Raw genomic sequence first — 23,574 nt, 5'->3', positions numbered from 1 at the left:
AGGGGCGGCCCGCGGCGGACGCGGCCGCTTCGTTACAATAGCCGCCGTACGAACGCCGCCGGCAAGCCCACGGCATTGCGCACGAGAGCGCCCACGGCATCGCCCACCATAGCGCGCCCCACGGCGCGGCTCGCCGCGATCCCACGAACAGAAGACAGAAGGAGTCCCCCATGGCCCGCATGGTCCATTGCGTCAAGCTGAACAAGGAGGCCGAGGGCCTCGATTTCCCGCCGCTGCCCGGCGAACTGGGCAAGAAGATCTGGCAGAACGTGTCGAAGGAGGCCTGGGCCGGCTGGCTCAAGCACCAGACCATGCTGATCAACGAGAACCGCCTGAACATGGCCGACGCACGTGCGCGCCAGTATCTGCTGAAGCAGACCGAGAAGTACTTCTTCGGCGAGGGCGCGGACCAGGCGGCGGGGTATGTGCCGCCGCAGGGCTGAGCCGGCTGCCCGGCCTGTCCCCTGCCCCTTTTCCCCGCCGATCGGGAAAGAGGGGTGGGAAGAACAAAAGGCGCCTTGCGGCGCCTTTTTTAGTTTGGGCGTGCGCTTTCGCGCTGCCGCGGGCTCAGAAGTCCGTGCGCCGCACGCCGTCGGCCGTGCCCAGCAGCAGCACGTCCGCGCCGCGCAGCGCGAACAGTCCCACCGTCACCACGCCGGGCAGCTGGTTGATCGCCTGCTCCATGCCCTTCGGGTCGCCGATGGCCAGGCCGCTGACGTCCAGGATCACATTGCCGTTGTCGGTCTTGTAGATGCCGCCTTCCTTGGTCATGCGCAGGCGCGGCTGGCCGCCGAGCGCCGCCAGTTGGCGCGCGACCGCGGCCCGCGCCATCGGAATCACCTCGACCGGCAGCGGGAACTGGCCCATCACGCCAACCAGCTTGCTGGCGTCGGCGATGCAGACGAAGGTGCGCGCCACCGAGGCGACGATCTTCTCGCGCGTCAGCGCGCCGCCGCCGCCCTTGATCATCGCGCCGCTGGCATCGATCTCGTCGGCGCCGTCGACGTAGACCGGAATCTCGTCGACCTCGTTCAGGTCCAGCACCTTGAAGCCGTGCTGCTGCAGGCGGCGCGTCGAGGCCTCGGAGCTCGATACCGCCCCGGCGAAGCGGTCCTTGAAGCGCGCCACCGCATCGATGAACAGGTTGGCGGTCGAACCGGTGCCGACACCGAGCACCGCCCCTTCGGGGACTTCCTTCTCGACATAGTCCGCGGCGGCCTGCGCCACCTGCGCCTTCAGTTCATCCTGGGTCATTGCCTGCTGCCTTGGGTCCCACCGTGTACCGCGGTGCGGTACGGTGCGGAGCCGGAAAAGTCGGTTGCGGAAACCGCGTAGTGTAACGGATTGCGCCGGGGCCGCCAGGGGTCGCACAATGGGCCGGTACAATGAGCCGACGCGGTCCCCGAGGTGGACCCACGACACGCTGCACCGATATGGCCTTGCACCGATGCAGCCATGACCTGGCCCCTACGCGGTGTCCCCGTTCCGATTTCTTTCCCGTCCGACGCAATCCATCATGAACCAGCTAGCGCAACTGAAGCAGTTCACCACCGTGGTGGCCGATACCGGCGACTTCCAGGCGATGAAGCAGTACACGCCGCAGGACGCCACCACCAATCCGTCGCTGATCCTGAAGGCCGTGCAGAAGCCGGAGTACCGGCCGCTGCTCGAGAAGGCCGTGCGCGATCATCACGACGCCGGCGTCGATGCCGTGATGGACGCGCTGCTGATCGCCTTCGGCGGCGAGATCCTGAAGATCGTGCCGGGCCGGGTGTCGACCGAGGTCGATGCGCGGCTGTCCTTCGATACCGCGGCGACCGTGGAGAAAGCGCGCCATCTGATCGCGCTGTACGAACGCGCCGGCGTGCCGCGCGAGCGCGTGCTGATCAAGATCGCCTCGACCTGGGAAGGCATCCGCGCCGCCGAGGTGCTGCAGCGCGAAGGCATCCGCTGCAACATGACGCTGCTGTTCTCGCTGGTGCAGGCGGTGGCCTGCGCCGAGGCCGGCGCCCAGCTGATCTCGCCCTTCGTCGGCCGCATCCTGGACTGGTACCGCAAGCAGGCCGGCGACAAGTGGAACCCCGACGCCAACAGCGGCGATGCCGATCCGGGCGTGCATTCGGTGCGGCAGATCTACGACTACTACAAGCGCTTCGGCTACAAGACCGAAGTGATGGGCGCGAGCTTCCGCAACACCGACCAGATCCTGTCGCTGGCCGGCTGCGATCTGCTGACGATCAGCCCCGAGCTGCTGGAGCAGCTGGCGGCCAGCACGGCGCCGGTCGAGCGCAAGCTGTCGGTGGACGACGCCCAGGCGGGCCATATCGCGCGCGTGCATAGCGACGAGCCGGCCTTCCGCTGGCAGCTGAACGAGGATGCGATGGCGACCGAGAAGCTGGCCGAGGGCATCCGCGCCTTCGCGGCGGATGCGATCAAGCTGGAACGGCTGATCGCCGAGACCTTCTCCTGAAGGATGACGGGCGAGGCCCCGCCTCGCCCCCGGGGCCCTTTGACCTGGCCACGCGCGTCCGGGCTTGCCCCAGGCGCGCTTTGCCTTGCCCCAGGCGGGCCTGGACTTGCCGGGGCTCGCGTCAGCCGTCCGCCCGGTCCCACAGCATCGGCAGGCATTGCCCCGCCGGGGCCGACAGCACCAGGTCCGCGGTGGCGTCGAGCGCCGATGGCTGCGGATTGACGACGATCACGCCCGCGCCATGGTCCTTGGCCAGGCCCGGCAACCCCGCCGCCGGATAGACCATGCCCGAGGTGCCGACCACCAGGCACAGGTCGCAGGTCTGCGCCGCATGCTCGGCGCGGTAGCGCGCCACGCGCGGCAGGTCCTCGCCGAACCACACCACGCCGGGTCGCATCAGCGCGCCGCAATGGATGCAGCGCGGCGGGCTGCGGCCGTCGTCCGGCGCGGCCTCGCAGCGGCCGCAGCCGTCTAGCCATTTGTTGGCGAACAGGTTGCCGTGCAGCTCGATCACGTCGGTGCTGCCGGCGCGCTGGTGCAGCCCGTCGACGTTCTGCGTGACCAGGGTCACCTTCTTCTGCGCGGCCAGCGCGACGATCGCGTGATGCGCGGGATTGGGCTGCGCCGCCGCGACCAGCGCGCGGCGATGCTGGTACCAGTCCCACACCAGGCCGGGCTGGCGGCGGTAGGCATCCTCGGTGGCCAGTTGCTCGGGATCGAAGCGGGCCCACAGGCCCGTCAGCGCATCGCGGAAGGTGGGCACGCCGGACTCGGCGGAAATGCCGGCGCCGGTCAGCACCAGGATGTCGCTGGCCGCCGCGATGCGTCGCCGCGCGTCGGCCAGGCCGGCGGCATCGATCAGCATCGCGCCCCCTTCATCGGACGGTCCGCTCAACGCGCCGCCGCGCGGCGCTGGCGCACCGCTTCATAGAGGCAGACGCCGCTGGCGACCGACACGTTCAGGCTTTCGACGCCGCCGGCCATCGGGATCGACACCAGCTCGTCGCAGGTCTCGCGCGTCAGGCGCCGCATGCCCTCGCCTTCGGCGCCCATCACCAGCGCGGTCGGGCCCTTGAGCTCGATGTCGTAGACCGTGCGCTCGGCGCCGTCGGCGGTGCCGACCACCCAGATGCCGCGCTCCTGCAGTTCCCGCAGCGTGCGCGACAGATTGGTGACAGTGATATACGGCACGGTCTCGGCCGCGCCGCTGGCGACCTTGGCGACCGTCGCGTTCAGGCCGACGCTGCGGTCCTTGGGTGCGATCACCGCATGGGCGCCGGCGCCATCCGCCACGCGCAGGCAGGCGCCGAGATTGTGCGGATCGGTGACACCGTCGAGCACCAGCAGCAGCGGCGTGCCTTCGATGCCGTCGAGCAGTTCGTCGAGATTGAGCGCCAGCGACACGTCCTCGGCGCGGGCGACCACGCCCTGGTGGCGGTCGGTGCCCGCCATGCCGCGCAGGCGCTCGGCATCGACCGGGTGCAGACGCACGCCGAGTCCCTCGGCGAGGCGGATGAAGTCCTGCATGCGGCGATCGCGCCGGGCGGACTCGATATAGACGTCGGAGACGCCGGCCGCGTCCTGGCGCAGGCGCGCGGTGACGGCGTGAAAGCCGATCAGAAGTTTTTGTTTGGCCATGGGCGGGATTGTACCCGCCCATGGCCCGCCGGCCGACGCGGCCCTGGCGCCGGCTTGCCGCAGGCCTGCCATCGGCCTGCCGCTGGCTTATTGCCGGCTCACGGCCCGCCTCAGCGCGTCCGCGTCGACTTCTTCGACGCGGTCTTGTGGGCCGTCTTGCCGGCGGCCTTGCCGGTCCGCTTGGTGGTCGACCTGGCGGTCGACTTGGCCGCGGTCTTGCCGCTTGCCTTGCGCCCCACGCCGGCCGGCTTGGGCTTGGCCGCGCGCTTGGACGGCTTGCCGGTACCGCCGGTGCCCCCTTCGGGCCGCGCCTTGACCGGCGTGATCACCGCCTCGAACACCGGCTGCTCCTCGAACACGCGATCGAGCGTCTCGTCGAACGACTCCTCCGGCTTGGAGGTGCCGCCCAGCAGCGCGGCCAGCTGGCGGCCCTTCTTGCGCGCCGGCAGCGCGTGCGCGGCGGGCACATGCGGCGCCGGCTCGGTGGTCGGGCGCGCGCGCAGGCTCTTGGCCGACGGCTCCTGCACCAGGCGGAAGTCGATCTTGCGGGCGTCGAGGTCGACGCGCGAGACCTGCACGCGCACGCGGTCGGTCAGCCGGTAGCGGATGCCGGTGCGCTGCCCGCGCAGCTCGTTGCGCGCCTCGTCATACTCGAAGTAGTCGCTGCCCAGTTCGGTCACGTGGACCAGCCCTTCGACATACAGCTCGTCGAGCTGGACGAAGATGCCGAACGAGGTCACCGCGCTGACCGTGCCGGCAAACTCGTTGCCCAGCTTGTCGCGCATGAAATAGCACTTGAGCCAGGCCTCGACGTCGCGCGAGGCCTCGTCGGCGCGCCGCTCGTTGGCCGAGCAGTGCAGCCCCAGCTCGTCCCACACCGCTTCGTTGCGGCGCGCGCGGCCGGCCATCTTCTCGGCGCGCGCGGCCTCGTCCTTGGCCTGCATGCGGCGCGCCTTCGGCGAGATCGCGGTATTGAGCGCGGTGCCTGGCGCGAACGCGGGCTGGTACTTGGTATGGGCCAGCACCGCCTTGATCGCCCGGTGCACCAGCAGGTCCGGGTAGCGCCGGATCGGGCTGGTGAAGTGGGCGTAGGCCTCGTAGGCCAGGCCGAAGTGGCCGATGTTGTCGGGGCTGTAGACCGCCTGCTGCATCGAGCGCAGCAGCATGGTCTGCAGCAGCGGGGCGTCGGGACGCGCCTTGATCTTGTCCATGACCTCGGCGTAGTCCGAGGCCTGCGGCTTGTCGCCGCCGCCCAGGGACAGGCCCGAGGTCTTCAGGAACTCGCGCAGCGCCTTGAGCTTTTCCTCGCTGGGCCCGGCATGGACGCGATACAGCGCCGGGTGCTTGAAGCGCTCGAGGAAGTCGGCCGCGCAGACGTTGGCGGTCAGCATGCATTCCTCGATCAGCCGGTGCGCGTCGTTGCGCGTGCGCGGCAGGATCTGCTCGATCTTGCCCTGCGCATTGCAGACGATATAGGTCTCGGTGGTGTCGAAGTCGATCGCCCCGCGCTCGCGGCGCGCCTTCAGCAGGACCTGGTACAGCTCGTACAGGTTCTGCAGATGCGGCACCAGCTCGGCGCGCTTGTGGGCTTCCGGACCCTTGGTGTTGGACAGCACCGCCCAGACCTCGTTGTAGGTCAGGCGCGCGGCCGAATGCATCACGGCGGGATAGAACTGGTAGGCCTTCAGCTCGCCCTTGGCGGTGACCACCGCGTCGCAGACCATGCACAGCCGGTCCACCAGCGGGTTCAGCGAGCACAGGCCGTTCGACAGCTTCTCCGGCAGCATCGGAATCACGCGGCGCGGGAAGTAGACCGAGGTGGCGCGGTCCAGCGCATCGGCGTCCAGCGGCGTGCCGGGACGCACGTAGTGGGAGACGTCGGCGATCGCGACGATCAGGCGCCAGCCCTTGGCGCGGCCGATCTTGACCGGCTCGCAGTAGACCGCGTCGTCGAAGTCGCGCGCGTCCTCGCCGTCGATCGTCACCAGCGGCACGTCGCGCAGGTCGATGCGGTGTTCCAGGTCGGCATCGCGCACCTCGTCGGGCAGCGCGGCGGCCTCGCTCAGCGCGGCCGGCGAGAACGCATGCGGCACGCCGTACTTGCGCACCGCGATCTCGATCTCCATGCCGGGGTCGTCGATCTCGCCCAGCACCTCGACCACGCGGCCGACCGGCTGCACATAGCGGTCCGGATATTCGACGATCTCGACGCTGACGACCTGGCCGACCTTGGCCTTGCCCTGCGCGCGCGGCGGGATCAGGATGTCCTGGCTGATGCGCTTGTCCTCGGGCGCCACCACCAGCACGCCGCCCTCGCTGAGCAGGCGGCCGATGACGAAACGGTTGGCGCGCTCGACGATCTCGACGATCTGCCCTTCGGGGCGGCCGCGGCGGTCGTAGCCGATCACGCGCACCTGGGCGCGGTCGTTGTGCATCGCCTTCTGCAGCTCGCGCTCGGGCAGGAAGATATCGTCCTCGCCGTCGTCGCGGATCAGGAAGCCGAAGCCGTCGCGGTGGCCCTGCACGCGGCCGACCACGAAGTTGGGCTGGTGCGCCAGCTCGTAGCGGCCCTTGCGGTTCAGTTCGATCTGGCCGTCGCGTTCCATCGCGGCCAGCCGTTTCTGGAAGCCGTCATGCTCCTTGCGCGTGACGGCGAGGGCCTTGGCGATATCGCCGGCCGACAGTGGCGAACCGGAGGTACGCAGGACGCCGAGGATTTCTTCCCGACTCGGGATCGGATAGTTGTTCTGATTCAATTTCTTCTAAAGAGGATTTGACAAATCGATTGTCGTCGCTATAATGAGCGCTTCGGTTGTTTCGACACCTGCCCAGGTGGCGGAATTGGTAGACGCACTAGGTTCAGGTCCTAGCGGTGGCAACACTGTGGAGGTTCGAGTCCTCTCCTGGGCACCAGATCAAAAAACCCGCATCGCTTTCCGGCGCTGCGGGTTTTTTCTTTCCCGCCTGCATCTGCATTTCCATCCGGATCGCTTGCGCGTTCTGCTTTGATCGGGCCATTGGCGCTCCAGTTCGGCGCCGTGTGCGCCGGTTGCCCCGGATCCCCGGGATCGCGTCCCGAAAAATTCCGACCATGTGCCGACCTTGCGCGGCCGACGACCATCTTTCACTGCTTGCGGCGCGCCTGCTGCCGGTCGAACCAGCGTTCGAACCACCGCTCGAACCGATCGCGACTGCACCGCCCCTTGCGCCGGGCGCGACCGTCATCGCCGCACCTCGACATCAAGGCGCAGTGTATCAGCTTCAGTGGCGCTTCCGGCATTCCTTTGACATGGCGGCGGCTTGGATCCCATGCCGATTGCCCGCCTTCTTCCGCGCCTTCTTCCCCGCCCTATTCCGCGCCTTCTTCAGCGCCCTCTTCAGCGCCTCCTTTCGCGCCTCCTTCCGCGCAGTATTCCCCGCTGCTCGACCGACTCCCCGGCCCAAATATCCGCGTCATGGTTGACAGCGCGCGCATATGTAACTACGATGGTTTCACTTCAACGCTTCCCGCCATGTCGACCAGCAGCCGATTCGCCGTTGCCGTCCATATCCTGACCTTGCTGGCCAGCGCCGACGCGCCGCTGCCGTCCTCGCTGATCGCCGGCAGCGTCGGCACCAATCCGGCGCTGATCCGCCGGCTGATCGGCGTGCTGGCGCAGGCCGGACTGGTCTCGACCGCGATGGGCGCGGCCGGCGGCGCCTCGCTGGCGCGGCCCGCGGACACCATCACGCTGCGCGACGTATTTCGCGCGGTGGAGTCCGACAGCCTGATCGCCTTGCATGCCGGCGCGCCGAATCCGGCCTGCATGGTCGGACGCGAGATCACCGGCGCGCTGACCCGCATCACCGACAAGGCGCAGGCCGCGATGGAGGAAAACCTGGCGCAGACCACGATCGCCGGCATGCTGGCCGACGTCGAGCGGTCGGCGCGCGCGCGGCGGCGCTGAATTTTTTTGTCCGCATATGTAACTACGCTGGTTTCATATGTGCGTGCGTCGCCTCGCTTCGTCTTTCGTTCTGCTTCCTCGCGAAGCCAACCTGTGAAGGAGTTCCACCATGCAAATCGCCATCCTGGGTGCCACCGGACGCGTCGGCAGCCGCATCGCCGACGAAGCGCTGCGCCGCGGCCATACCGTCACCGCCATCGCGCGCCACGCCGGCACGCTGGCCGATCGCCCCGGCCTGAAACGGCTGGACGCCGATATCACCGATCTCGCCAACACCGCGAAGCTGGCGCCGGCGCTGGCTGGCCACGACGCGCTGGTCAGCGCGGTGCGTTTCGCGCAGGCCGGTCCCGAGCCGCTGCTGCAGCTGGCCCGCCAGGCGGGCGTGAAGCGTGTCGTGGTGGTCGGCGGCGCGGGCAGCCTGTATGTCGCGCCGGGCGTGCAACTGGTCGACACGCCGACGTTTCCGGAGGCCTACAAGGCCGAAGCCCTCGCCGGCCGCGACTTCCTGAACGCGCTGCGGGCGGAGCAGGAACTGGACTGGACCTTCCTGTCACCGTCCGCGCTGCTCGAACCGGGCGAGCGCACCGGCAGCTATCGGATCGGCAAGGACGAATTGCTGGCCGACGCCGACGGCAAGAGCTGGATCTCGATGGAGGACTTCGCCGTCGCGCTGGTCGACGAACTGGAACGGCACGCGCATTCGCGCGAGCGGTTTACGGTGGGGTATTGAAGGGATGGGGGGATGGAGCGTGGGCGCAGGTGGTGCGCCGCCCTCTCCCCCGGCCCCTCTCCCGCAAGCGGCAGAGGGGAGAAAACCGGCGGGACGCTCGGCTCTGCCTATGGTGTTCCCCCTCTCCCGATTGCCGGCGAGGGCCGGGGAAAGGGAAAGGTCCGAACGCCGATCAGCCCTGACCGCCCTCGCCCTCGGCTCGCTTGCCGCGCTTGAGCCAGGCGGCGAGATTATGCGGACGCAGCGTGTCGTATTCCTCGAACGGCTGATGGATCCAGGGATTGGTCGGCAGGAAGCTGACGTGGTAGTCCGGCTTGACCTTCGAACAGGCCTTGTACCACAGCACCGCCGAACGGACCTCGGTCACCGCGGGGTAACGCTCCTGCAGATGGCGCCCGACGCGTTCGAGCGTCACGCCCGAGTCGACCAGATCGTCGACCAGCAGGATGCGGCCGCTCAGCTCGCCGCGCGTCATCGTGATGTACTGCGCGATATCGAGATCGCCCTGCACCGTGCCGGCCGCCTCGCGGTAGCTGCTGGTGGCCAGGATGGCCAGCGGCACGTCGAAGATGCGCGACATCTGGTCGCCGACGCGCAGGCCGCCACGCGCGAGACACAGGATCTTGTCGAAACGCCAGCCCGACTCGTGCACGTTCAGTGACAGGCGGGCAATCAGCCGGTGGTATTCGTCCCACGAGATCCACAGGTTCTCGTCATCGTTCTGAGGCAGGGTCATCGCTTGCTCTTCGTTGCTGCTTTGTTATGGGGTCTTCCCGTGCGGGGGATACAGTAAGGCCCGCTTGCGCGGGCCGGATTTCCATCGATCGCCGCGGCGGGGCCGCGGCTGCGTCGGATCAGATCACCGAATCAGATCAGATACGGATGGCGCAGCAGAATGGTCTCGTCGCGGTCCGGACCGGTCGAGATCATGTCGATCGGAATGCCGACCACTTCCTCGATGCGCTTCAGGTACTGGCGCGCGGCCTCGGGCAGCGCATCCCAGCTCTTGATGCCGAAGGTCGATTCGTTCCAGCCGGGGAAGTCCTCGTAGATCGGTTCGCAGCGCGCCACGGCGTCGGAGCCGCGCGGCAGCATGTCGATCTGCTTGCCGTCCAGCATGTAGCCGACGCACAGGCGGATCGTGTCGAGACCGTCGAGCACGTCCAGCTTGGTCATGCACAGGCCCGACACGCCGTTGATCTGCACCGAGCGCTTCAGCGCGGCGGCATCGAGCCAGCCGGTGCGGCGCGGACGGCCGGTCACCGAACCGAACTCCTTGCCGACATTGGCCAGGCGCACGCCGACCGGGTCCTGGCGGCGCGGGTTGTCGTTGTCGTACAGCTCGCTGGGGAACGGGCCCGAACCGACGCGGGTGCAATACGCCTTGGTGATGCCCAGGATGTAGTGCAGGCGGCCGGGACCCACGCCGGCGCCCGCGGTGGCGGCGCCCGCCACGCAGTTGCTCGAGGTCACGAACGGATAGGTGCCGTGATCGACGTCGAGCAGCGTGCCCTGCGCGCCCTCAAACATCAGGTTCTGGCCGGCGGCGTTGACCGCGTACAGCTCGGCCGACACGTCGGCGACCATCGGCGCCAGGCGCGGCGCATAGGCCAGCGCCTCGTCCAGCGTCTGCTGGAAGTCCACGGCCTCGGCGCCCAGGTACTGGGTCAGCATGAAGTTGTGGAAGTCGAGGTTCTCGCGCAGGCGCTCGGCGAATTGCTGCGGATCGAACAGGTCCTGCACGCGCAGCGCGCGGCGGGCCACCTTGTCCTCGTAGGCCGGGCCGATGCCGCGTCCGGTGGTGCCGATCTTGCCGGCGCCGCGGCGCGTCTCGCGCGCGCGATCGATCGCGACGTGGTACGGCAGGATCAGCGTGGCCGCTTCGGAGATGCGCAGGCGGTTCTGCACCTGCAGGCCGGCCCCTTCCAGTTCCTCGATCTCGCGGAACAGCGCCTCGGGCGACAGCACCACGCCGTTGCCGATATAGCAGACGGTGCCTTCGCGCATGATCCCCGACGGGATCAGCCGCAGAATCGTTTTCTTGCCGCCGATGATCAGGGTGTGGCCGGCGTTGTGGCCACCCTGAAACCGCACCACGCCCTTTGCATGATCGGTAAGCCAATCGACGATTTTTCCTTTGCCTTCGTCACCCCACTGGGTGCCGATCACGACGACGTTGCGTCCCTGGCTTACTGCTGAAGCGGACATGTTGAACTGGTCAGAAGGTTAAAAACGTATTCTACTCTTGTTGCGGGCCGATCCCCGATTTTGCAGGGAGAACCGCTCAGTCCGGCGAACCGGCGCTCAGCGCGGCACCACCACCCAGCGGCCGCCGTCGCGCACCAGCTGGCGGTCGCAATTGAACTCGTCAAGCTCGTGCGTGTGGCCCGGCAACGACTGGATCACGATCTCGCCGCCCTCGCGCAGCGCCGCGATCGCGGTGCGCAGCGCGGGATCGGCGTCCCACGGCGCAAAGATCGCCAGCGCGCGGACCTCGACCGGCGACAGCGCCGCGACCTCGCGCAGGTCCAGCGAAAAGCCGGTGGCCGGACGCGCGCGGCCGAAGGCCTCGCCCACCTTGTCGTAGCGGCCGCCGCGGGCAACGTGGTTCGGCAGGCCCGCCACGTAGGCCGCGAACATGACTCCACTGTGATAGTGGTAACCGCGCAGATCGGCAAGGTCGATGTTGACCGTGGCATCGCGCACCTCGCCGGCCAGGAAGGCCAGCTCGTCCAGGGCGCGGCCGATGGCCGGGCTGGCGGGCAGCACCGCGCGGGCCCGCTCGATCACCTCGGGGCCGCCATACAGCGTGGGCAGCGCCAGCAGCGCGTCGCGCTCGACCTGGGGGAAACCGGCGGTCAGCTCGCGCAAGGCCGGCACATCCTTGTTCTCCAGCGCGTCGAACAGGACCTGTTCGTTGCTGCGCGCGGGCGGCAGGCCGTCGAGCAGCGCCGCGACGATGCCGGCATGGCACAGGTCCAGCCGCACCTCGCCCAGCCCCGCCGACTGCAGCGCGGCCAGCATCAGGTTCTGGATCTCGACGTCGGCCTCGAGGCCGGCATGGCCGTAGATCTCGGCGCCGACCTGGATCGGCTCGCGCGTCGCGTGAAAGCCCGCCGGGCGCGCGTGCAGCACGTTGCCGGCGTAGCACAGCCGCGTCACGCCGGGCCGGTTCAGCAGGTGGGCGTCGATACGGGCCACCTGCGGCGTGATATCGGCGCGCAGGCCCATGGTGCGGCCCGACAGCTGGTCGACCAGCTTGAAGGTGCGCAGGTCCAGGTCGTGGCCGGTGCCGGTCAGCAGCGACTCGATGTATTCCAGCAGCGGCGGCATCACCAGCTCGTAGCCGTAGGTGCGGAACAGATCGAGCATGCGGCGGCGCAGCTCCTCGATCTTGCGGGCCTCCGACGGCAGCACGTCGGCGATGTTCTCGGGCAGGAGCCAGTGGTTGGACATGGTGCTTCTCTGATTCGTGTGGGTCGCGGGCCGGGCGCGGGCGGCTCGCACAAAATGGATCGGTCAGTGGACGGCATCGATGGCGCACCGTCCCGCGGGCGAACAAAACCCCGGCAAGCCGGGGTTCGGGCACAGCGGACTGCCGCACTGTCGCGCGATCGCGCTATCGCGCCATCGCACCCGCGGAGGCCGGCACGCTCGCTAGCGCCGGGTCGCCGTCTGCGCGCCGCCCGACGAGCGCATGTAGCGGAAGAATTCGGAGTCCGGCTCCAGCACCAGCACGTCGCGCTTGTCGCGGAAGGTGTTGCGATAGGCTTCCATGCTGCGCCAGAACTGCGCGAACTGCGGATCGCGGCCGAACGCCTCGGCGTAGATCTGCGAAGCGCGGGCATCGCCCTCGCCCTTGATCTTCTGCGCCTCGCGATAGGCCTCGGCCAGCACCACCTCGCGCTGGCGGTCGGCGTCGGCGCGGATCTTCTCGCCCTCGGCCGCGCCGGTCGAGCGCAGTTCGTTGGCGACGCGCTTGCGCTCGGCTTCCATCCGGCGATAGACCGACTCGCTGATCGCCGGCAACAGGTCGACGCGCTTGAGGCGCACGTCGAGAATCTCGACGCCGACCGACTTGCCGTACTCGGTCATGCTGTTGCGGATGTTCTGCATGACCTGCTCGCGTTCGCCCGCCACCACTTCGGCGACGGTGCGGCGGCCGAACTCCTCGCGCGCGGCGGCGTCGATCCGCTGCGTCATGCGGTCCTGCGCGCCGCGCAGGTTGCCGCCGAAGGCGACGAAGAAATTGCGCGGATCGGTGATTCGCCATTTGACGAACCAGTCCACCATCATGCTTTTCTTCTCGGCCGTCAGGAAACGCTCGCCGGCGGCCACGTCGATGGTCTGCAGGCGGCGGTCCATGAAGACCACGTTCTGCAGCGGCGGCGGCAGCTTGAAATGCAGGCCGGGGTCGCGCACGACCTGCTTGATCTCGCCGAAGGCGAACACCACGGCGTACTGCCGCTGATCGACCACGAACACCATCGAGGAGGCAATCGCCAACACGATGAAGAGGCCGATGGCATAGGAAATCAGTCGGTTCATCTGGGTTCTCTCCTCAACGGGAATCGCGATCGCGATTGCGCAGCGCTTCGCGCGACCGCGTATCGGCGCTGGCGTCCGGTACCGGCGCCGGCGTGGCCGGCGGCGGTACCGCACCCGCCCCGCGGGGATCGGCCTGCGACTGCGCCATCAGCTTGTCGAGCGGCAGGTAGAGGAGATTGTTGCCCTGGCTCGTATCGACCAGGACCTTGCTGGTATTGGCGTAGATCTGCTGCATCGTTTCCAGATAGATGCGGTCGCGCGTGACCTGCGGCGCCTTGGCGTACTCGGATTGCACCTGGCGGAAGCGCGAGGCATCGCCCTCGGCCTGCGCGATCGCGCGGGCCTTGTAGGCCTGCGCCTCTTCGGCCAGGCGCGCGGCGGTACCCTGGGCGCGCGGAATCACGTCGTTGGCGTAGGCCTGGCCTTCGCTGATGGCGCGCTCGCGGTCCTGGCTGGCCTTGTTGACGTCGTCGAAGGCGGCCTGCACCTGCTCGGGCGGCTGCACGCTCTGCACGTTCACCGAGATTACGCGGATGCCGGTCTTGTACGCCGACAGGATCGCCTGGATCGACTTGGCCAGGCCCTGCGCGATCTGCTCGCGGTTCTCGTACAGCACCGAATCCATCTTGTTGCGGCCGACGATCTCGCGCACCGAGGTCTCGGCCGCCTGGGTCACCAGCTCCTCGTCGCCGCCGCGGTCGGTCTTGTTGAAGAACAGGAATTCGGTCGCGTCCTGGATGTCGTACTGCACCGTGAAGCGGACGTCGATGATGTTCTCGTCCTGCGTCAGCATCGACGAGTCCTTCAGATTGCTGTCCTTGATCGAGGTCGAACGGCCGACCTCGACAGAACGCACCGCCGACAGGTTGACGATCTCGGCCGACTGGATCGGCCACGGCATGCGCCAGTTGATACCGGGGCCCGTGGTGTACTTGAACTTGCCGAACTGCAGCACCACCGCGGTCTGGCCTTCCTGCACCATGAAGAAGCCGCTGGCCAGCCAGATCACGATCACCGCGACCGCGATCACGCCGGCGCCGATGCCCGAACCCTTGCCGGGCGTGCGCGTGCCGCCGCCGAAGTTCTGGTTGTTGTTGCCGCCGCCGTTGTCCTTGCGGCCCAGCAGGCTGTTCAGGCGGCGATTGAAGTCGCGCCACAGCTCGTCCAGGTCCGGCGGACCATCCTGCGGGCGCTGGTTCTGACGGCCGTTGTCGCGTCCGCCGTCGCGCCCATCCTTGTCCTCGTCGTCCTTGTCGCCACGGCCCCAGCGGGGATCGTTCAGCGAAAGAATCGCGCGCAGACGCTGCCAGCTGCTCGGCCGACGGGCGCCTCGGGCAAGGCTTGTATCAGAGGTCCGGGAGAACTGGGGCATGTAGGGCACGGTTCCGGGAAAGTTGTAACGAGGGGATTCTAGCAGTCATCGACGCCACTTTTGTTCATTTGATGCCGGAGGCGGCGCCTGACGCCGCCCGCATCAGTCGGCGCCGCGATCGGGAAGGCGGCGAGGGGCGGGTGCTTCGGGGGTCGAATCGGGGTCGGAGTCGAGAGCGGAAGCCGGGTCGGACGCCGGGTTGGACGCCGGACCGGAATCGGCGTCCGAAGCGGGATCGGCGTCCCGGGCAACGGTATCCGCGTTGCGATCGGCAAACCCGACGCCGTCGCCTCCGTCCGCGCCATCGGCACCATCGGCGCCATCGCCCTCCCACTGGCGGCGTTCGTGCAGGTCCTGCAGCCGCGGATCGGCGGCTTCCGGCGCGGCGGGCCGCTCCGCCAGCCAGCGCGCGGCCTCGACGATCGCATCGCGCAGGCCGTCCAGCCCGATGGCGTCGCGCGCGCTGATGAAGACCCGCACCGGCACGCCGTCCTCATTGCGTTCGATGCGCGGGCCATGCTCGAGCAGTTCGGGCGCCGCGTCGATCTTGTTCATCACGACGATCTGCGGAATGTCGGCCGCATCGATCTCGGCCAGTACCCGATTGACCTGTTCGATCTGCTCGTGGCGCACCGGGCTGGCGGCATCGACCACATGCAGCAGCAGATCGGCATGCACGGTTTCCTCGAGCGTGGCGCGGAACGCCGCCACCAGCTGGGTCGGCAGGTCGCGGATGAAGCCGACCGTATCGGACAGCACCACATTGCCCAGGCCGTCCAGATAGAGCCGGCGCGAGGTCGTATCGAGCGTCGCGAACAGCTGGTCGGCGGCATAGGCTCGGGCCTTGGTCAGCGCGTTGAACAGCGTCGACTTGCCCGCGTTGGTATAGCCGACCAGCGAAATGCTCAGCGTCTCGTTGCGCGCGCGGGCACGGCGCTGCGTGCTGTGCTGGCGCTGCAGCCGCGACAGATCCGTCTTGAGCCGCTTGGCGCGGTCGTCCAGCATGCGGCGGTCCAGTTCGAGCTGACGCTCGCCGGGGCCGCCGCGCATGCCGATACCGCCCTTCTGCCGCTCCAGGTGGCTCCAGGCGCGAACCAGCCGCGAGGCGCGGTATTGCACCTGGGCAAGTTCGACCTGCACCTTGCCGACATGGCTCTGCGCGCGCTGGCCGAAGATATCGAGAATCAGGCCCGTGCGGTCGATCACGTGCCGGTTCAGGAAGCGTTCGAGATTGCGCTGCTGCGCGGGACTCAACGCGTGGTTGAACACCACCACGTCGGCATCGAGCGCGTCGGCCGCTTCCTTCAGTTCCTCGGCCTTGCCCGAGCCGATGAACAGCGCCGGGTCCGGACGCGAACGCTTGCCGGTCAGGGTATGCACCGGCGTGGAACCGGCGGTGGACGTCAGCAACGCCAGCTCGCTCAGGCTCTCTTCGAAATCGTGCTTGCCGAAATCGACGCCGACGAGAATGGCGCGGGTGGGTTCGGAGGGGGAAGTGGCTCTAGGTTGCAAGCTTGGGGCGCACAGTGGCGCGGGAAAAAACCGGGATCAGAAACAGGAAGGCGCGCTCCGCAAAACGCGACGATACAAAGAACGATGCCGCGCCAGCACCGGAGGGCGCTGGCGCGGCGTCGGAGCGTGATTGCCGCGCATGCGCGCGGCCGGAAATGCGAGCGGCGTCGGAATCAGCCTTCCGCGGAGTCGTCGACGCGGAAATTGACCGCGCGCGCGGGAACGACAGTGGAAATCGCATGCTTGTAGACCATCTGCGTCACCGTGTTACGCAGCAGGACGACATATTGGTCGAAGGATTCGATATTACCTTGCAGCTTGATGCCATTGACGAGGTAGATGGAAACCGGCACGTGCTCCTTGCGCAGCGCGTTCAGGAACGGGTCTTGTAGCAATTGCCCTTTGTTGCTCATGGCACACTCCAAATTTATAGATTTAGTGATCAATGATGGGGATCGATATCCCCGGTTTCAAGTCGGACGACGCAAGATCGCGTCAAAAAAAATCAAAACGGTACCAGGCCGGCATCAACCAGCGGGGGCTCCCGCTAGTGTGAATTTAGCCGCAGTTCCAAACGAACGCAAACGAAACTTCGGCGCCACAGACGGGGCTGCGGCGCCCCCATCTGGCCGCCTTTTCCGACTCAATCCTTCGAGTCCTTGTACGGGTTTTTGTTCGTACGAAATTCGATTCGAAGCGGTGTGCCCTTCAGATTGAAGGCGGCGCGGAAACGCCCTTCCAGGAAACGCCGATAGGTTTCGGGCACCGCGTTCAGCGAATTGCCGTGCACGACGATGATCGGCGGATTGGAACCGCCCTGGTGCGCGTAGCGCATCTTGGGGCGCGTCGCACCGACGCGGCGCGGCTGCTGGAACTCCACCGCATCGTGCAGCACGCGCGTGAGCTTGGGCGTCGGCATCTTGATCATCGCCGCGGCGTACGCGTCGTCGACCGAGCGCAGCAGCGGGCCGATGCCGGTGCGCTCGCGGGCAGAGATGAAATGGAAATTGGCGAAATCCAGGAACTGCAGCTTGCGCTGCAGATCGTGCTTGATCCGGTCACGGGTATGGCCGTCCAGACCGTCCCATTTATTGACGCCGACCACCAGTGCGCGCCCCGACTCGACGATGAAGCCGGCGATATGCGCGTCCTGCTCGGAGACGTCCTGCTGGGCGTCGAGCAGCAGCACCACCACGTTGGCATCGGCAATCGACTGCAGCGTCTTGACGACCGAGAACTTCTCGATCGCCTCGAACACCTTGCCCCGCTTGCGCAGGCCCGCGGTATCGATCAGCGTATAGGGCTTGCCGCCGCGCTCGAACTCGACATAGATCGCATCGCGCGTGGTGCCCGGCATGTCGAAGGCGATCACGCGCTCCTCGCCGATCAGCGTATTGACCAGCGTGGACTTGCCCACGTTGGGGCGGCCGACGATCGCGATCTTGATGCCGCGCGTGTTCTGGTCCTCGGGCTCGGCCAGCTCGGGACGCTGCTCGACCGCGGCCTCCAGCGCCTCCTCGACCAGTTCGCGCACGCCGTCGCCGTGGGTGGCCGAGATCGCATAGGGGTCGCCCATGCCGAGCTCGTAGAAGTCGGCCGCGACCGCGGTGTACTTCATGCCCTCGGCCTTGTTGACGGCCAGCATCACGCGGCGTCCGGTCTTGCGCAGATAGTCGGCGATGACCAGGTCCTGCGGCGCCAGGCCCAGGCGGCCGTCGACGATGAAGATGACGACGTCGGCCTCGGCCACGGCCTGCCGGGTCTGCTTGGCCATTTCGGCGACGATGCCTTCCTTGGCCACCGGTTCGAAGCCGCCGGTATCGATGACGATGTACGGACGGTCGGCGCCGCGCCCCTCGCCGTAGTGGCGGTCGCGGGTCAGGCCCGGCAGGTCCGCGACGAGCGCGTCGCGCGAGCGGGTCAGGCGGTTGAATAACGTCGACTTGCCCACATTGGGGCGGCCGACGAGTGCGATCACTGGTTTCATGCAAATCGTGGAGGGCCACGCCGGGCGCGGTGCGCCAGGCATGCCTCCGAAGAATCAGGTTGGTCCGACAGCCTGGCGCAACGCGCCGGGCCGGCAATCCTGTCGGGTGAAATCAAGCCGCGGGCCACTGGCCCGCATGACGCATGTGGCCGGCACCGCCATCGCGGCGGGCCGGCCATGCTGTCGGGTCCCGGCGGTCGCGCGCACCGACAGGTGAGCGCGCGGTCGCCGGTGGGACGCCCGCGGTGGCGGCCGTCCCTGTTTGGGTCAGCGCTTCAATCCGGAATATAGCCGTAGACGTCGCCCCCTCGGGTCTGCACCACCAGGGTCTGGCCCGCCACCACCGGTGCGGCGGTGATCGGGCTGCTGCCGGCCCGCACGCGCGCGACGAACTTGCCGTCCTCGCGCGACAGGAAATGCAGGTAGCCCTCGAAGTCGCCGATCACCACCGAGCGGCCCAGCGCCAGCGGCATGCCAAGCGGCCGGTTGCGCAGCTGCTCGTTGCGCCAGCGCTCGTTGCCGTTCTGGCGATCGAAGGCATACACCACCGAATGCTCGTTGGCGGCGAACAGCGACACGTCGTCCTGGGTCGGGCCGACCGGCGACGAGAAGTCCTTGCCCCACTGCGGCTGGCCATTGGCGAGCTCCAGGCAGGCGATGCGGCCCTGGAAGGTGGTCGCGCAGACCTGGCGGCCGTTGATCATCGGCAGGCCCGTCACGTCGTTGAGCCGCTCGATCTCGGACACGCCCTTCGGATACGAGATCGTGCTCTCCCACCGCAGCACGCCGTTGGACGGTGCCAGCACGCCCAGCTTGCCGCCGGGAAAGCCCATCACGATGCCGTCGCCGGCGAACACCATGCCCATCGCGGCGCGCAGGTTCAGCGGCGTCTGCGCGCGCTGGTAGATCCAGCGGCGTTCGCCGGTCTGTGCATCGAGGCCCAGCACGCGCGTATCGGTAGTGCGCACCACCACGAGGTCGTGGCCAACCAGCGGCGAGGACAGGATCTCGCCATTGATCTGCTTCTTCCACAACTGCTTGCCGCTGGCGTCGAAGGCGAACACCACGCCCTTCTCGCCGGCGACCGCGGTCACATTGCCGTCGCTGCCGGGGCCGGTGGTCAGGTCGACGTCGGTGTCGACCTTCCACAGCGTGCGACCGCTGGTGCCGTCGAGCGCCATCACGTCGCCGCCGTGCGACGACACATAGACCTTGTCGCCGACCGCGACCGGCTGCAGCGAATACGGGCCGCTCTTGCCGACGCTGGCGCGCCAGGCCTCCTTGACCGTCAGCGTCTGCGTGACCGGCTGCAGCTGGGCCGGCGGATTCTTGTCGGCCTTGCCGAACAGCGAGCAGCCAGCCAGGGCGGTGGCACAGGCAACGACGAGCGCCTGGGTCAAGCGAACAGGGCGAAAGATCCGGGCAGCGCCGTTAGGCATCGACATCATCTGGTTGCGTTCCTGAAAAAAGGTGGGAAGCGAAGTGGGAGCGGGTCGGGCAAATTCGCTGGCATTCGATGCACCGACCGGGCCGGCGCATCGACTGCAGCATCCTCGCTTATGCGGTGCCCAGGGCGTCCAGCTTGAACTGGATGATCTGGCGCATGCCGGCCTCGTCGACGCCGAGCTTGTCGAGCGCCTGGCGGTAGGCCGCGCGCGCCTCGTCACGCTTGTCCTGCGCCGCCAGCAGGTCGCCGCGGCGATCCGCATACAGCGCGACGAACGGGCTCGGCGGCTCGGCCTTGAGCAGCGCCAGCCCCTGGTCGTAGGCTTTCTCGTCGAGCAGCACGCCGGCCAGGCGGATACGCGCGAGGTGCTGGTACTCACCGTCGCCATGATCGACCGCCCATTGCAGCTGGCTCTTGGCGCCGGCCAGATCGCCGGCCTCGTACAACACCTTGGCGGCGACCAGCGCCGTCATCTGGCCATAGGCCGTCTTGCCGTACTTGTCCTCGAGGTCGCCGGCCGCGCGCTTGGTACGCTCGACATCGCGCGCCTCGGCGGCCTTCAGCACCTGCTCGTACAGCACCGCGGCCTCGCCGGCCTGCTTGCGCTGCCACCAGTTCCAGCCATTCCAGGCCGCGAAGGCCAGCAGGCAGGCAATCAGCAGCCAGGTCAGGAAGTTGCCGTACTGGCGCCACCATGCCTTGATGTTTTCAAGCTGTTCCTGCTCTTCCAGATCGTAAGCCATCTCGTGGTTTCAACCGCGTTGGTTTGTCGTCAGGCAAGCGCGCATCGTGCAGCGCGCCTGCGTCATCATTGAAGGTCTTCGCCGGACTCGCCACCCATGCCGGCGACCATCGATTCGACCAGATAGTCGACCAGGTCCTCGGCGGGCACCGTGGCCTGCTGGCCGTTGTTCTCGGTTTGCCCGTCCGCCGCCCGCAGGGCCTTGACCTGCACCACGCCGGCGGCCAGTTCATCCTCGCCAATGATAACGGCATGGGAAGCCCCGCTCGCGTCGGCCCGCTTCATCTGCGATTTGAAGCTGCCGCTCTTGCCATCCGCGGTGGCGTGCACGACCACATCGAAACCGGCATCGCGCATGCGCTCCGCCGCGATCATCGCCTGCTGCGCCGCGGCCTCGCCCTGGTGCACGACATAGACGTCGCACGCGTCGGCCTGGCGTGCCAGCCCTTCCTCGCGCATCAGTTCGATGATCCGCTCGATCCCCATCGCCCAGCCGCAGGCCGGCGCCGACTTGCCGCCCATCTGCGCGATCAGCGGATCGTAGCGGCCGCCGCCGGCGATGGTGCCCTGCGCGCCGAGCTTGTCGGTGATCCACTCGAACACGGTCAGGTTGTAGTAGTCCAGCCCGCGCACCAGGCGCGGATTGATCGTGAACGGAATATTGTTGGCCTTCAGCAGACGCTGCACGCCCTCGAAGTGGGCCAGCGAGGCCTCGCCGAGGAAGTCGATCAGCTTCGGCGCGTTCGCCGCCATCTCCTGCAGCGCGGGATTCTTGGTGTCGAGCACGCGCAGCGGGTTGGTGTACAGGCGCCGCTTGCCGTCCTCGTCCAGGATGTCCTGGAAGCCTTCCAGATACTTGATCAGTTCCTGGCGATGGGCCGCGCGCTCGTCGGCCTGGCCCAGCGAATTGATCTCCAGCCGCACACCGGTCAGGCCCAGGTCGTCCCACAGGCGCTGGCACATCAGGATGATCTCGGCGTCGACATCCGGACCGGCAAAGCCGAGCGCCTCGGCGCCGAGCTGGTGGAACTGGCGATAGCGGCCGCGCTGCGGGCGCTCGTGGCGGAACATCGGGCCGGTGTACCACAGGCGCTTGGGACCGTCGTACAGCAGGTTGTGCTCGATGGTGGCGCGCACCACCGCCGCCGTGCCCTCGGGACGCAGCGTCAGTTGCTCGCCGTTCAGCGAATCGGTGAAGGAATACATCTCCTTCTCGACGATGTCGGTGACCTCGCCGATGCCGCGCACGAACAGCTGGGTCGGCTCGACGATCGGCGTGCGGATCTGCTGGTAGCCGTAGGCGCGCAGCATCGCGCGGGCCGCCTGGTCGAACTGCTCCCACAGCGGGGCGTCGGCGGGCAGCATGTCGTTCATGCCCTTGACGCCCTGCAGTGCGCGGGCCTTGCCCTGGTTCTGGGCGCCGCCGTTGGCCGGCGCCGGATTCTCGGATGCGTTCATGGTTGTCATTCTGTTGCTGGGTCGCGGGGGATCCGTTGCCAGTCAGCGGCCGATCTGTCGCCGATCACCGGCCCACATTGGCCGCCGTGCTGCCCTTCCCGTAGTGCGTGCGCACATATTCGTCGACCATCGCCTGGAACTCCTCGGCAATCCGCTCGCCGCGCAGAGTCTTCACCTTGACGCCGTCGACGAACACCGGCGCCGCCGGCGATTCGCCGGAGCCCGGCAGCGAGATGCCGATATTCGCGTGCTTGCTCTCGCCCGGGCCGTTGACGATGCAGCCCATCACGGCCACATCCATTTCCTCGACGCCGGGATACTCGGTCTTCCATACCGGCATCTGCGCGCGCAGGTACGACTGGATGCTGGCGGCCAGTTCCTGGAACACCGTGCTGGTGGTGCGGCCGCAGCCCGGGCACGCGATCACCATCGGCGTGAAGTTGCGCAGGCCCATGGTCTGCAGGATCTCCTGCGCGACATGCACTTCCTTGTCGCGCGACGCGCCCGGCTCCGGCGTCAGCGAGATCCGGATCGTGTCGCCGATGCCTTCCTGCAGCAGCACCGACAGCGCGGCCGTCGAGGCGACGATGCCCTTGCTGCCCATGCCCGCCTCGGTCAGGCCGAGATGCAGCGGATAGTCGCAGCGGCGCGCCAGCTCGCGGTAGACCGCGATCAGCTCCTGCACCTGCGACACCTTGCACGACAGGATGATCTGGTCGCCCGGCAGGCCGATTTCCTCGGCGCGCCGCGCGGAGTCGATCGCCGACGTGATCAGCGCCTCGATCATCACGCTCTGCGCCGGCCACGGTTCGGCGCGCTGGCCGTTCTCGTCCATGATGCGCGCCAGCAGATCCTGATCCAGGCTGCCCCAGTTGACGCCGATGCGCACCGGCTTGCCGTGCCGGCATGCCATCTCGATCATCTGCGCGAACTGCGTGTCGCGCTTGGCGCCCTGGCCGACGTTGCCCGGGTTGATGCGGTACTTCGACAGCGCCTGCGCGCAGGCCGGATGGTCCTGCAGCAGCTTGTGGCCGTTGTAGTGGAAGTCGCCGACCAGCGGCACGTCGATGCCCATCCGATCGAGCTGGTCGCGGATGGCGGGCACCGCCGCAGCGGCTTCGGGCGTATTGACCGTGATGCGGACGATCTCCGAGCCGGCGCGCGCCAGTTCCTTGATCTGGATCGCGGTGCCGACCGCATCGACGGTGTCGGTATTGGTCATCGACTGCACGCGCACCGGCGCGTCGCCGCCGATCGTCACCACGTTGTCGCCCCAGACCACGCGCGCCTGCCGGGTGCGGCGGCGCGGCAGCGATCCGGGCAGTACGGGCAGACAGGCCTGTGCGTTCATGGGGTTACCTCGTTGCATTGGCGTGCGGTCGACGAATGGAAACGATCGGGGACCGACGGATAAATCAGGGCAGCGTCAGGCGCGCCACGTTGTTGCGGTTGGCCGCCTGCAGATCGACCGGCTCGCCGTTGCGGGTCATCGCCGCGACGCCCTTGACGTTGCCGATCACGACCTTGTACGGCGCCGTGCCGCCGCCGGCGACCTCATCGCCCGCCTTGGCGGTGCCGCCCAGCACGACCTTGCCGCTGGCGTCGCGAACCTCATACCAGGTCGGGGCGCTGAAACGCAGCTGCAGTTCGCCGGAGGCCGACGCAGCCGTGGCTGCTGCGGCGGCAGGCGCTGCCGCTGCTGCCGTGGCAGCCGACTCATTGG

21 protein-coding genes, 1 tRNA gene and 1 pseudogene are annotated in these 23,574 nt (G+C 67.9%); 6 read left to right on the top strand and 17 right to left on the bottom strand.

The window, feature by feature from the left end; translation table 11 throughout:
• Positions 1–170 precede the first annotated feature (170 nt).
• The gene (locus AC6EI8_RS09565) at positions 171–443 is read left to right on the top strand and encodes an oxidative damage protection protein (protein WP_149319148.1); all 273 of its coding nucleotides are present in this window, start codon (positions 171–173) and stop codon (positions 441–443) included.
• Positions 444–567: 124 nt separating this feature from the next.
• On the opposite strand, the gene rpiA is transcribed toward AC6EI8_RS09565, so the two are convergent.
• Positions 568–1,254, bottom strand: coding sequence for a ribose-5-phosphate isomerase RpiA (gene rpiA / locus AC6EI8_RS09560; protein WP_149319149.1), 687 nt, complete (start codon positions 1,252–1,254; stop codon positions 568–570).
• Positions 1,255–1,516: 262 nt separating this feature from the next.
• Here rpiA and tal point away from each other — a divergent pair, with 262 nt between their 5' ends.
• Positions 1,517–2,470 (top strand): transaldolase, encoded by a 954-nt coding sequence (gene tal, locus AC6EI8_RS09555; protein ID WP_498381809.1) that lies wholly within the window; start codon positions 1,517–1,519, stop codon positions 2,468–2,470.
• A 121-nt stretch (positions 2,471–2,591) separates the two neighbouring features.
• Here tal and AC6EI8_RS09550 read toward each other — a convergent pair whose 3' ends face one another.
• The 3 genes from AC6EI8_RS09550 to rnr form a co-directional block, all read right to left on the bottom strand.
• The gene (locus AC6EI8_RS09550; RefSeq protein WP_150084103.1) at positions 2,592–3,335 is read right to left on the bottom strand and encodes an SIR2 family NAD-dependent protein deacylase; all 744 of its coding nucleotides are present in this window, start codon (positions 3,333–3,335) and stop codon (positions 2,592–2,594) included.
• A 26-nt stretch (positions 3,336–3,361) separates the two neighbouring features.
• Entirely contained in the window at positions 3,362–4,108 is a 747-nt protein-coding gene (gene rlmB / locus AC6EI8_RS09545) for a 23S rRNA (guanosine(2251)-2'-O)-methyltransferase RlmB (protein WP_498381808.1), read from the bottom strand.
• A 110-nt stretch (positions 4,109–4,218) separates the two neighbouring features.
• Complete coding sequence (gene rnr / locus AC6EI8_RS09540) at positions 4,219–6,864, bottom strand: ribonuclease R (protein ID WP_149319152.1); 2,646 nt, start codon at positions 6,862–6,864, stop codon at positions 4,219–4,221.
• Between the two features lie 70 nt (positions 6,865–6,934).
• On the opposite strand from rnr, the gene AC6EI8_RS09535 reads away from it, so the two are divergent.
• The 4 genes from AC6EI8_RS09535 (at position 6,935) to AC6EI8_RS09520 (ending at position 8,785) form a co-directional block, all read left to right on the top strand.
• Positions 6,935–7,021 (top strand) — tRNA-Leu (locus AC6EI8_RS09535).
• On the top strand, positions 6,981–7,571 hold the full coding sequence (locus AC6EI8_RS09530) for a hypothetical protein (protein ID WP_498381807.1): 591 nt from the start codon (positions 6,981–6,983) through the stop codon (positions 7,569–7,571). The genes AC6EI8_RS09535 and AC6EI8_RS09530 overlap by 41 nt, the downstream gene beginning before the upstream one ends.
• A gap of 49 nt (positions 7,572–7,620) precedes the next feature.
• Positions 7,621–8,055, top strand: a complete 435-nt coding sequence (locus AC6EI8_RS09525) for an Rrf2 family transcriptional regulator (RefSeq protein WP_149319153.1) — start codon at positions 7,621–7,623, stop codon at positions 8,053–8,055.
• Between the two features lie 109 nt (positions 8,056–8,164).
• Positions 8,165–8,785: an NAD(P)-dependent oxidoreductase gene (locus tag AC6EI8_RS09520; protein ID WP_498381806.1), complete on the top strand. Its 621-nt coding sequence runs from the start codon at positions 8,165–8,167 to the stop codon at positions 8,783–8,785.
• A 172-nt stretch (positions 8,786–8,957) separates the two neighbouring features.
• Here the strand turns inward: AC6EI8_RS09520 and AC6EI8_RS09515 are convergent, their stop codons facing one another.
• From AC6EI8_RS09515 to AC6EI8_RS09455, 13 genes and pseudogenes are all read right to left on the bottom strand, one after another.
• Positions 8,958–9,521 carry a phosphoribosyltransferase gene (locus tag AC6EI8_RS09515; protein ID WP_006577131.1) on the bottom strand — a complete coding sequence of 188 codons (564 nt, stop codon included), beginning with the start codon at positions 9,519–9,521 and terminating at the stop codon, positions 8,958–8,960.
• A 131-nt stretch (positions 9,522–9,652) separates the two neighbouring features.
• Positions 9,653–10,993 (bottom strand): adenylosuccinate synthase, encoded by a 1,341-nt coding sequence (locus AC6EI8_RS09510; protein ID WP_149319155.1) that lies wholly within the window; start codon positions 10,991–10,993, stop codon positions 9,653–9,655.
• A 96-nt stretch (positions 10,994–11,089) separates the two neighbouring features.
• Entirely contained in the window at positions 11,090–12,241 is a 1,152-nt protein-coding gene (locus AC6EI8_RS09505) for an ATP phosphoribosyltransferase regulatory subunit (RefSeq protein WP_149319156.1), read from the bottom strand.
• Between the two features lie 201 nt (positions 12,242–12,442).
• A complete protein-coding gene (gene hflC / locus AC6EI8_RS09500) occupies positions 12,443–13,333 on the bottom strand; it encodes a protease modulator HflC (RefSeq protein WP_149319157.1) in 891 nt (296 codons plus the stop codon).
• A 13-nt stretch (positions 13,334–13,346) separates the two neighbouring features.
• Positions 13,347–14,705, bottom strand: coding sequence for an FtsH protease activity modulator HflK (gene hflK / locus AC6EI8_RS09495; RefSeq protein ID WP_498381805.1), 1,359 nt, complete (start codon positions 14,703–14,705; stop codon positions 13,347–13,349).
• Between the two features lie 342 nt (positions 14,706–15,047).
• Positions 15,048–16,217: pseudogene (gene hflX, locus AC6EI8_RS09490) on the bottom strand (GTPase HflX); the annotation flags it as partial.
• Positions 16,218–16,390: 173 nt separating this feature from the next.
• The gene (gene hfq, locus AC6EI8_RS09485) at positions 16,391–16,630 is read right to left on the bottom strand and encodes an RNA chaperone Hfq (RefSeq protein WP_006577126.1); all 240 of its coding nucleotides are present in this window, start codon (positions 16,628–16,630) and stop codon (positions 16,391–16,393) included.
• 230 nt (positions 16,631–16,860) lie between these two features.
• Entirely contained in the window at positions 16,861–18,204 is a 1,344-nt protein-coding gene (der, locus tag AC6EI8_RS09480) for a ribosome biogenesis GTPase Der (protein ID WP_498381804.1), read from the bottom strand.
• A 275-nt stretch (positions 18,205–18,479) separates the two neighbouring features.
• Positions 18,480–19,649 (bottom strand): outer membrane protein assembly factor BamB, encoded by a 1,170-nt coding sequence (gene bamB, locus AC6EI8_RS09475; RefSeq protein WP_370639584.1) that lies wholly within the window; start codon positions 19,647–19,649, stop codon positions 18,480–18,482.
• A 112-nt stretch (positions 19,650–19,761) separates the two neighbouring features.
• Entirely contained in the window at positions 19,762–20,394 is a 633-nt protein-coding gene (locus AC6EI8_RS09470) for a YfgM family protein (protein WP_149319161.1), read from the bottom strand.
• A 65-nt stretch (positions 20,395–20,459) separates the two neighbouring features.
• Positions 20,460–21,851 carry a histidine--tRNA ligase gene (gene hisS / locus AC6EI8_RS09465; protein ID WP_149319162.1) on the bottom strand — a complete coding sequence of 464 codons (1,392 nt, stop codon included), beginning with the start codon at positions 21,849–21,851 and terminating at the stop codon, positions 20,460–20,462.
• A gap of 64 nt (positions 21,852–21,915) precedes the next feature.
• Positions 21,916–23,202 carry a flavodoxin-dependent (E)-4-hydroxy-3-methylbut-2-enyl-diphosphate synthase gene (gene ispG / locus AC6EI8_RS09460; RefSeq protein ID WP_150084097.1) on the bottom strand — a complete coding sequence of 429 codons (1,287 nt, stop codon included), beginning with the start codon at positions 23,200–23,202 and terminating at the stop codon, positions 21,916–21,918.
• Between the two features lie 64 nt (positions 23,203–23,266).
• On the bottom strand, positions 23,267–23,574 hold a 308-nt coding region (locus tag AC6EI8_RS09455), incomplete at its 5' end, for a DUF4115 domain-containing protein (protein ID WP_498381803.1).

The sequence above is a fragment of the Cupriavidus sp. R6-3 genome (assembly GCF_059772245.1).
This window is presented reverse-complemented; position numbering and strand designations above follow the sequence as displayed.

Coding starts and splice junctions, on each gene's coding strand:
- AC6EI8_RS09565 (WP_149319148.1), top strand. CDS start 171: ATGGCCCGCATGGTCCATTGCGTCAAGCTGAACAAGGAGGCCGAGGGC.
- rpiA (WP_149319149.1), bottom strand. CDS start 1,254: ATGACCCAGGATGAACTGAAGGCGCAGGTGGCGCAGGCCGCCGCGGAC.
- tal (WP_498381809.1), top strand. CDS start 1,517: ATGAACCAGCTAGCGCAACTGAAGCAGTTCACCACCGTGGTGGCCGAT.
- AC6EI8_RS09550 (WP_150084103.1), bottom strand. CDS start 3,335: ATGCTGATCGATGCCGCCGGCCTGGCCGACGCGCGGCGACGCATCGCG.
- rlmB (WP_498381808.1), bottom strand. CDS start 4,108: ATGGCCAAACAAAAACTTCTGATCGGCTTTCACGCCGTCACCGCGCGC.
- AC6EI8_RS09525 (WP_149319153.1), top strand. CDS start 7,621: ATGTCGACCAGCAGCCGATTCGCCGTTGCCGTCCATATCCTGACCTTG.
- AC6EI8_RS09520 (WP_498381806.1), top strand. CDS start 8,165: ATGCAAATCGCCATCCTGGGTGCCACCGGACGCGTCGGCAGCCGCATC.
- AC6EI8_RS09515 (WP_006577131.1), bottom strand. CDS start 9,521: ATGACCCTGCCTCAGAACGATGACGAGAACCTGTGGATCTCGTGGGAC.
- AC6EI8_RS09510 (WP_149319155.1), bottom strand. CDS start 10,993: ATGTCCGCTTCAGCAGTAAGCCAGGGACGCAACGTCGTCGTGATCGGC.
- AC6EI8_RS09505 (WP_149319156.1), bottom strand. CDS start 12,241: ATGTCCAACCACTGGCTCCTGCCCGAGAACATCGCCGACGTGCTGCCG.
- hflC (WP_149319157.1), bottom strand. CDS start 13,333: ATGAACCGACTGATTTCCTATGCCATCGGCCTCTTCATCGTGTTGGCG.
- hflK (WP_498381805.1), bottom strand. CDS start 14,705: ATGCCCCAGTTCTCCCGGACCTCTGATACAAGCCTTGCCCGAGGCGCC.
- hfq (WP_006577126.1), bottom strand. CDS start 16,630: ATGAGCAACAAAGGGCAATTGCTACAAGACCCGTTCCTGAACGCGCTG.
- der (WP_498381804.1), bottom strand. CDS start 18,204: ATGAAACCAGTGATCGCACTCGTCGGCCGCCCCAATGTGGGCAAGTCG.
- bamB (WP_370639584.1), bottom strand. CDS start 19,649: ATGTCGATGCCTAACGGCGCTGCCCGGATCTTTCGCCCTGTTCGCTTG.
- AC6EI8_RS09470 (WP_149319161.1), bottom strand. CDS start 20,394: ATGGCTTACGATCTGGAAGAGCAGGAACAGCTTGAAAACATCAAGGCA.
- hisS (WP_149319162.1), bottom strand. CDS start 21,851: ATGAACGCATCCGAGAATCCGGCGCCGGCCAACGGCGGCGCCCAGAAC.
- ispG (WP_150084097.1), bottom strand. CDS start 23,202: ATGAACGCACAGGCCTGTCTGCCCGTACTGCCCGGATCGCTGCCGCGC.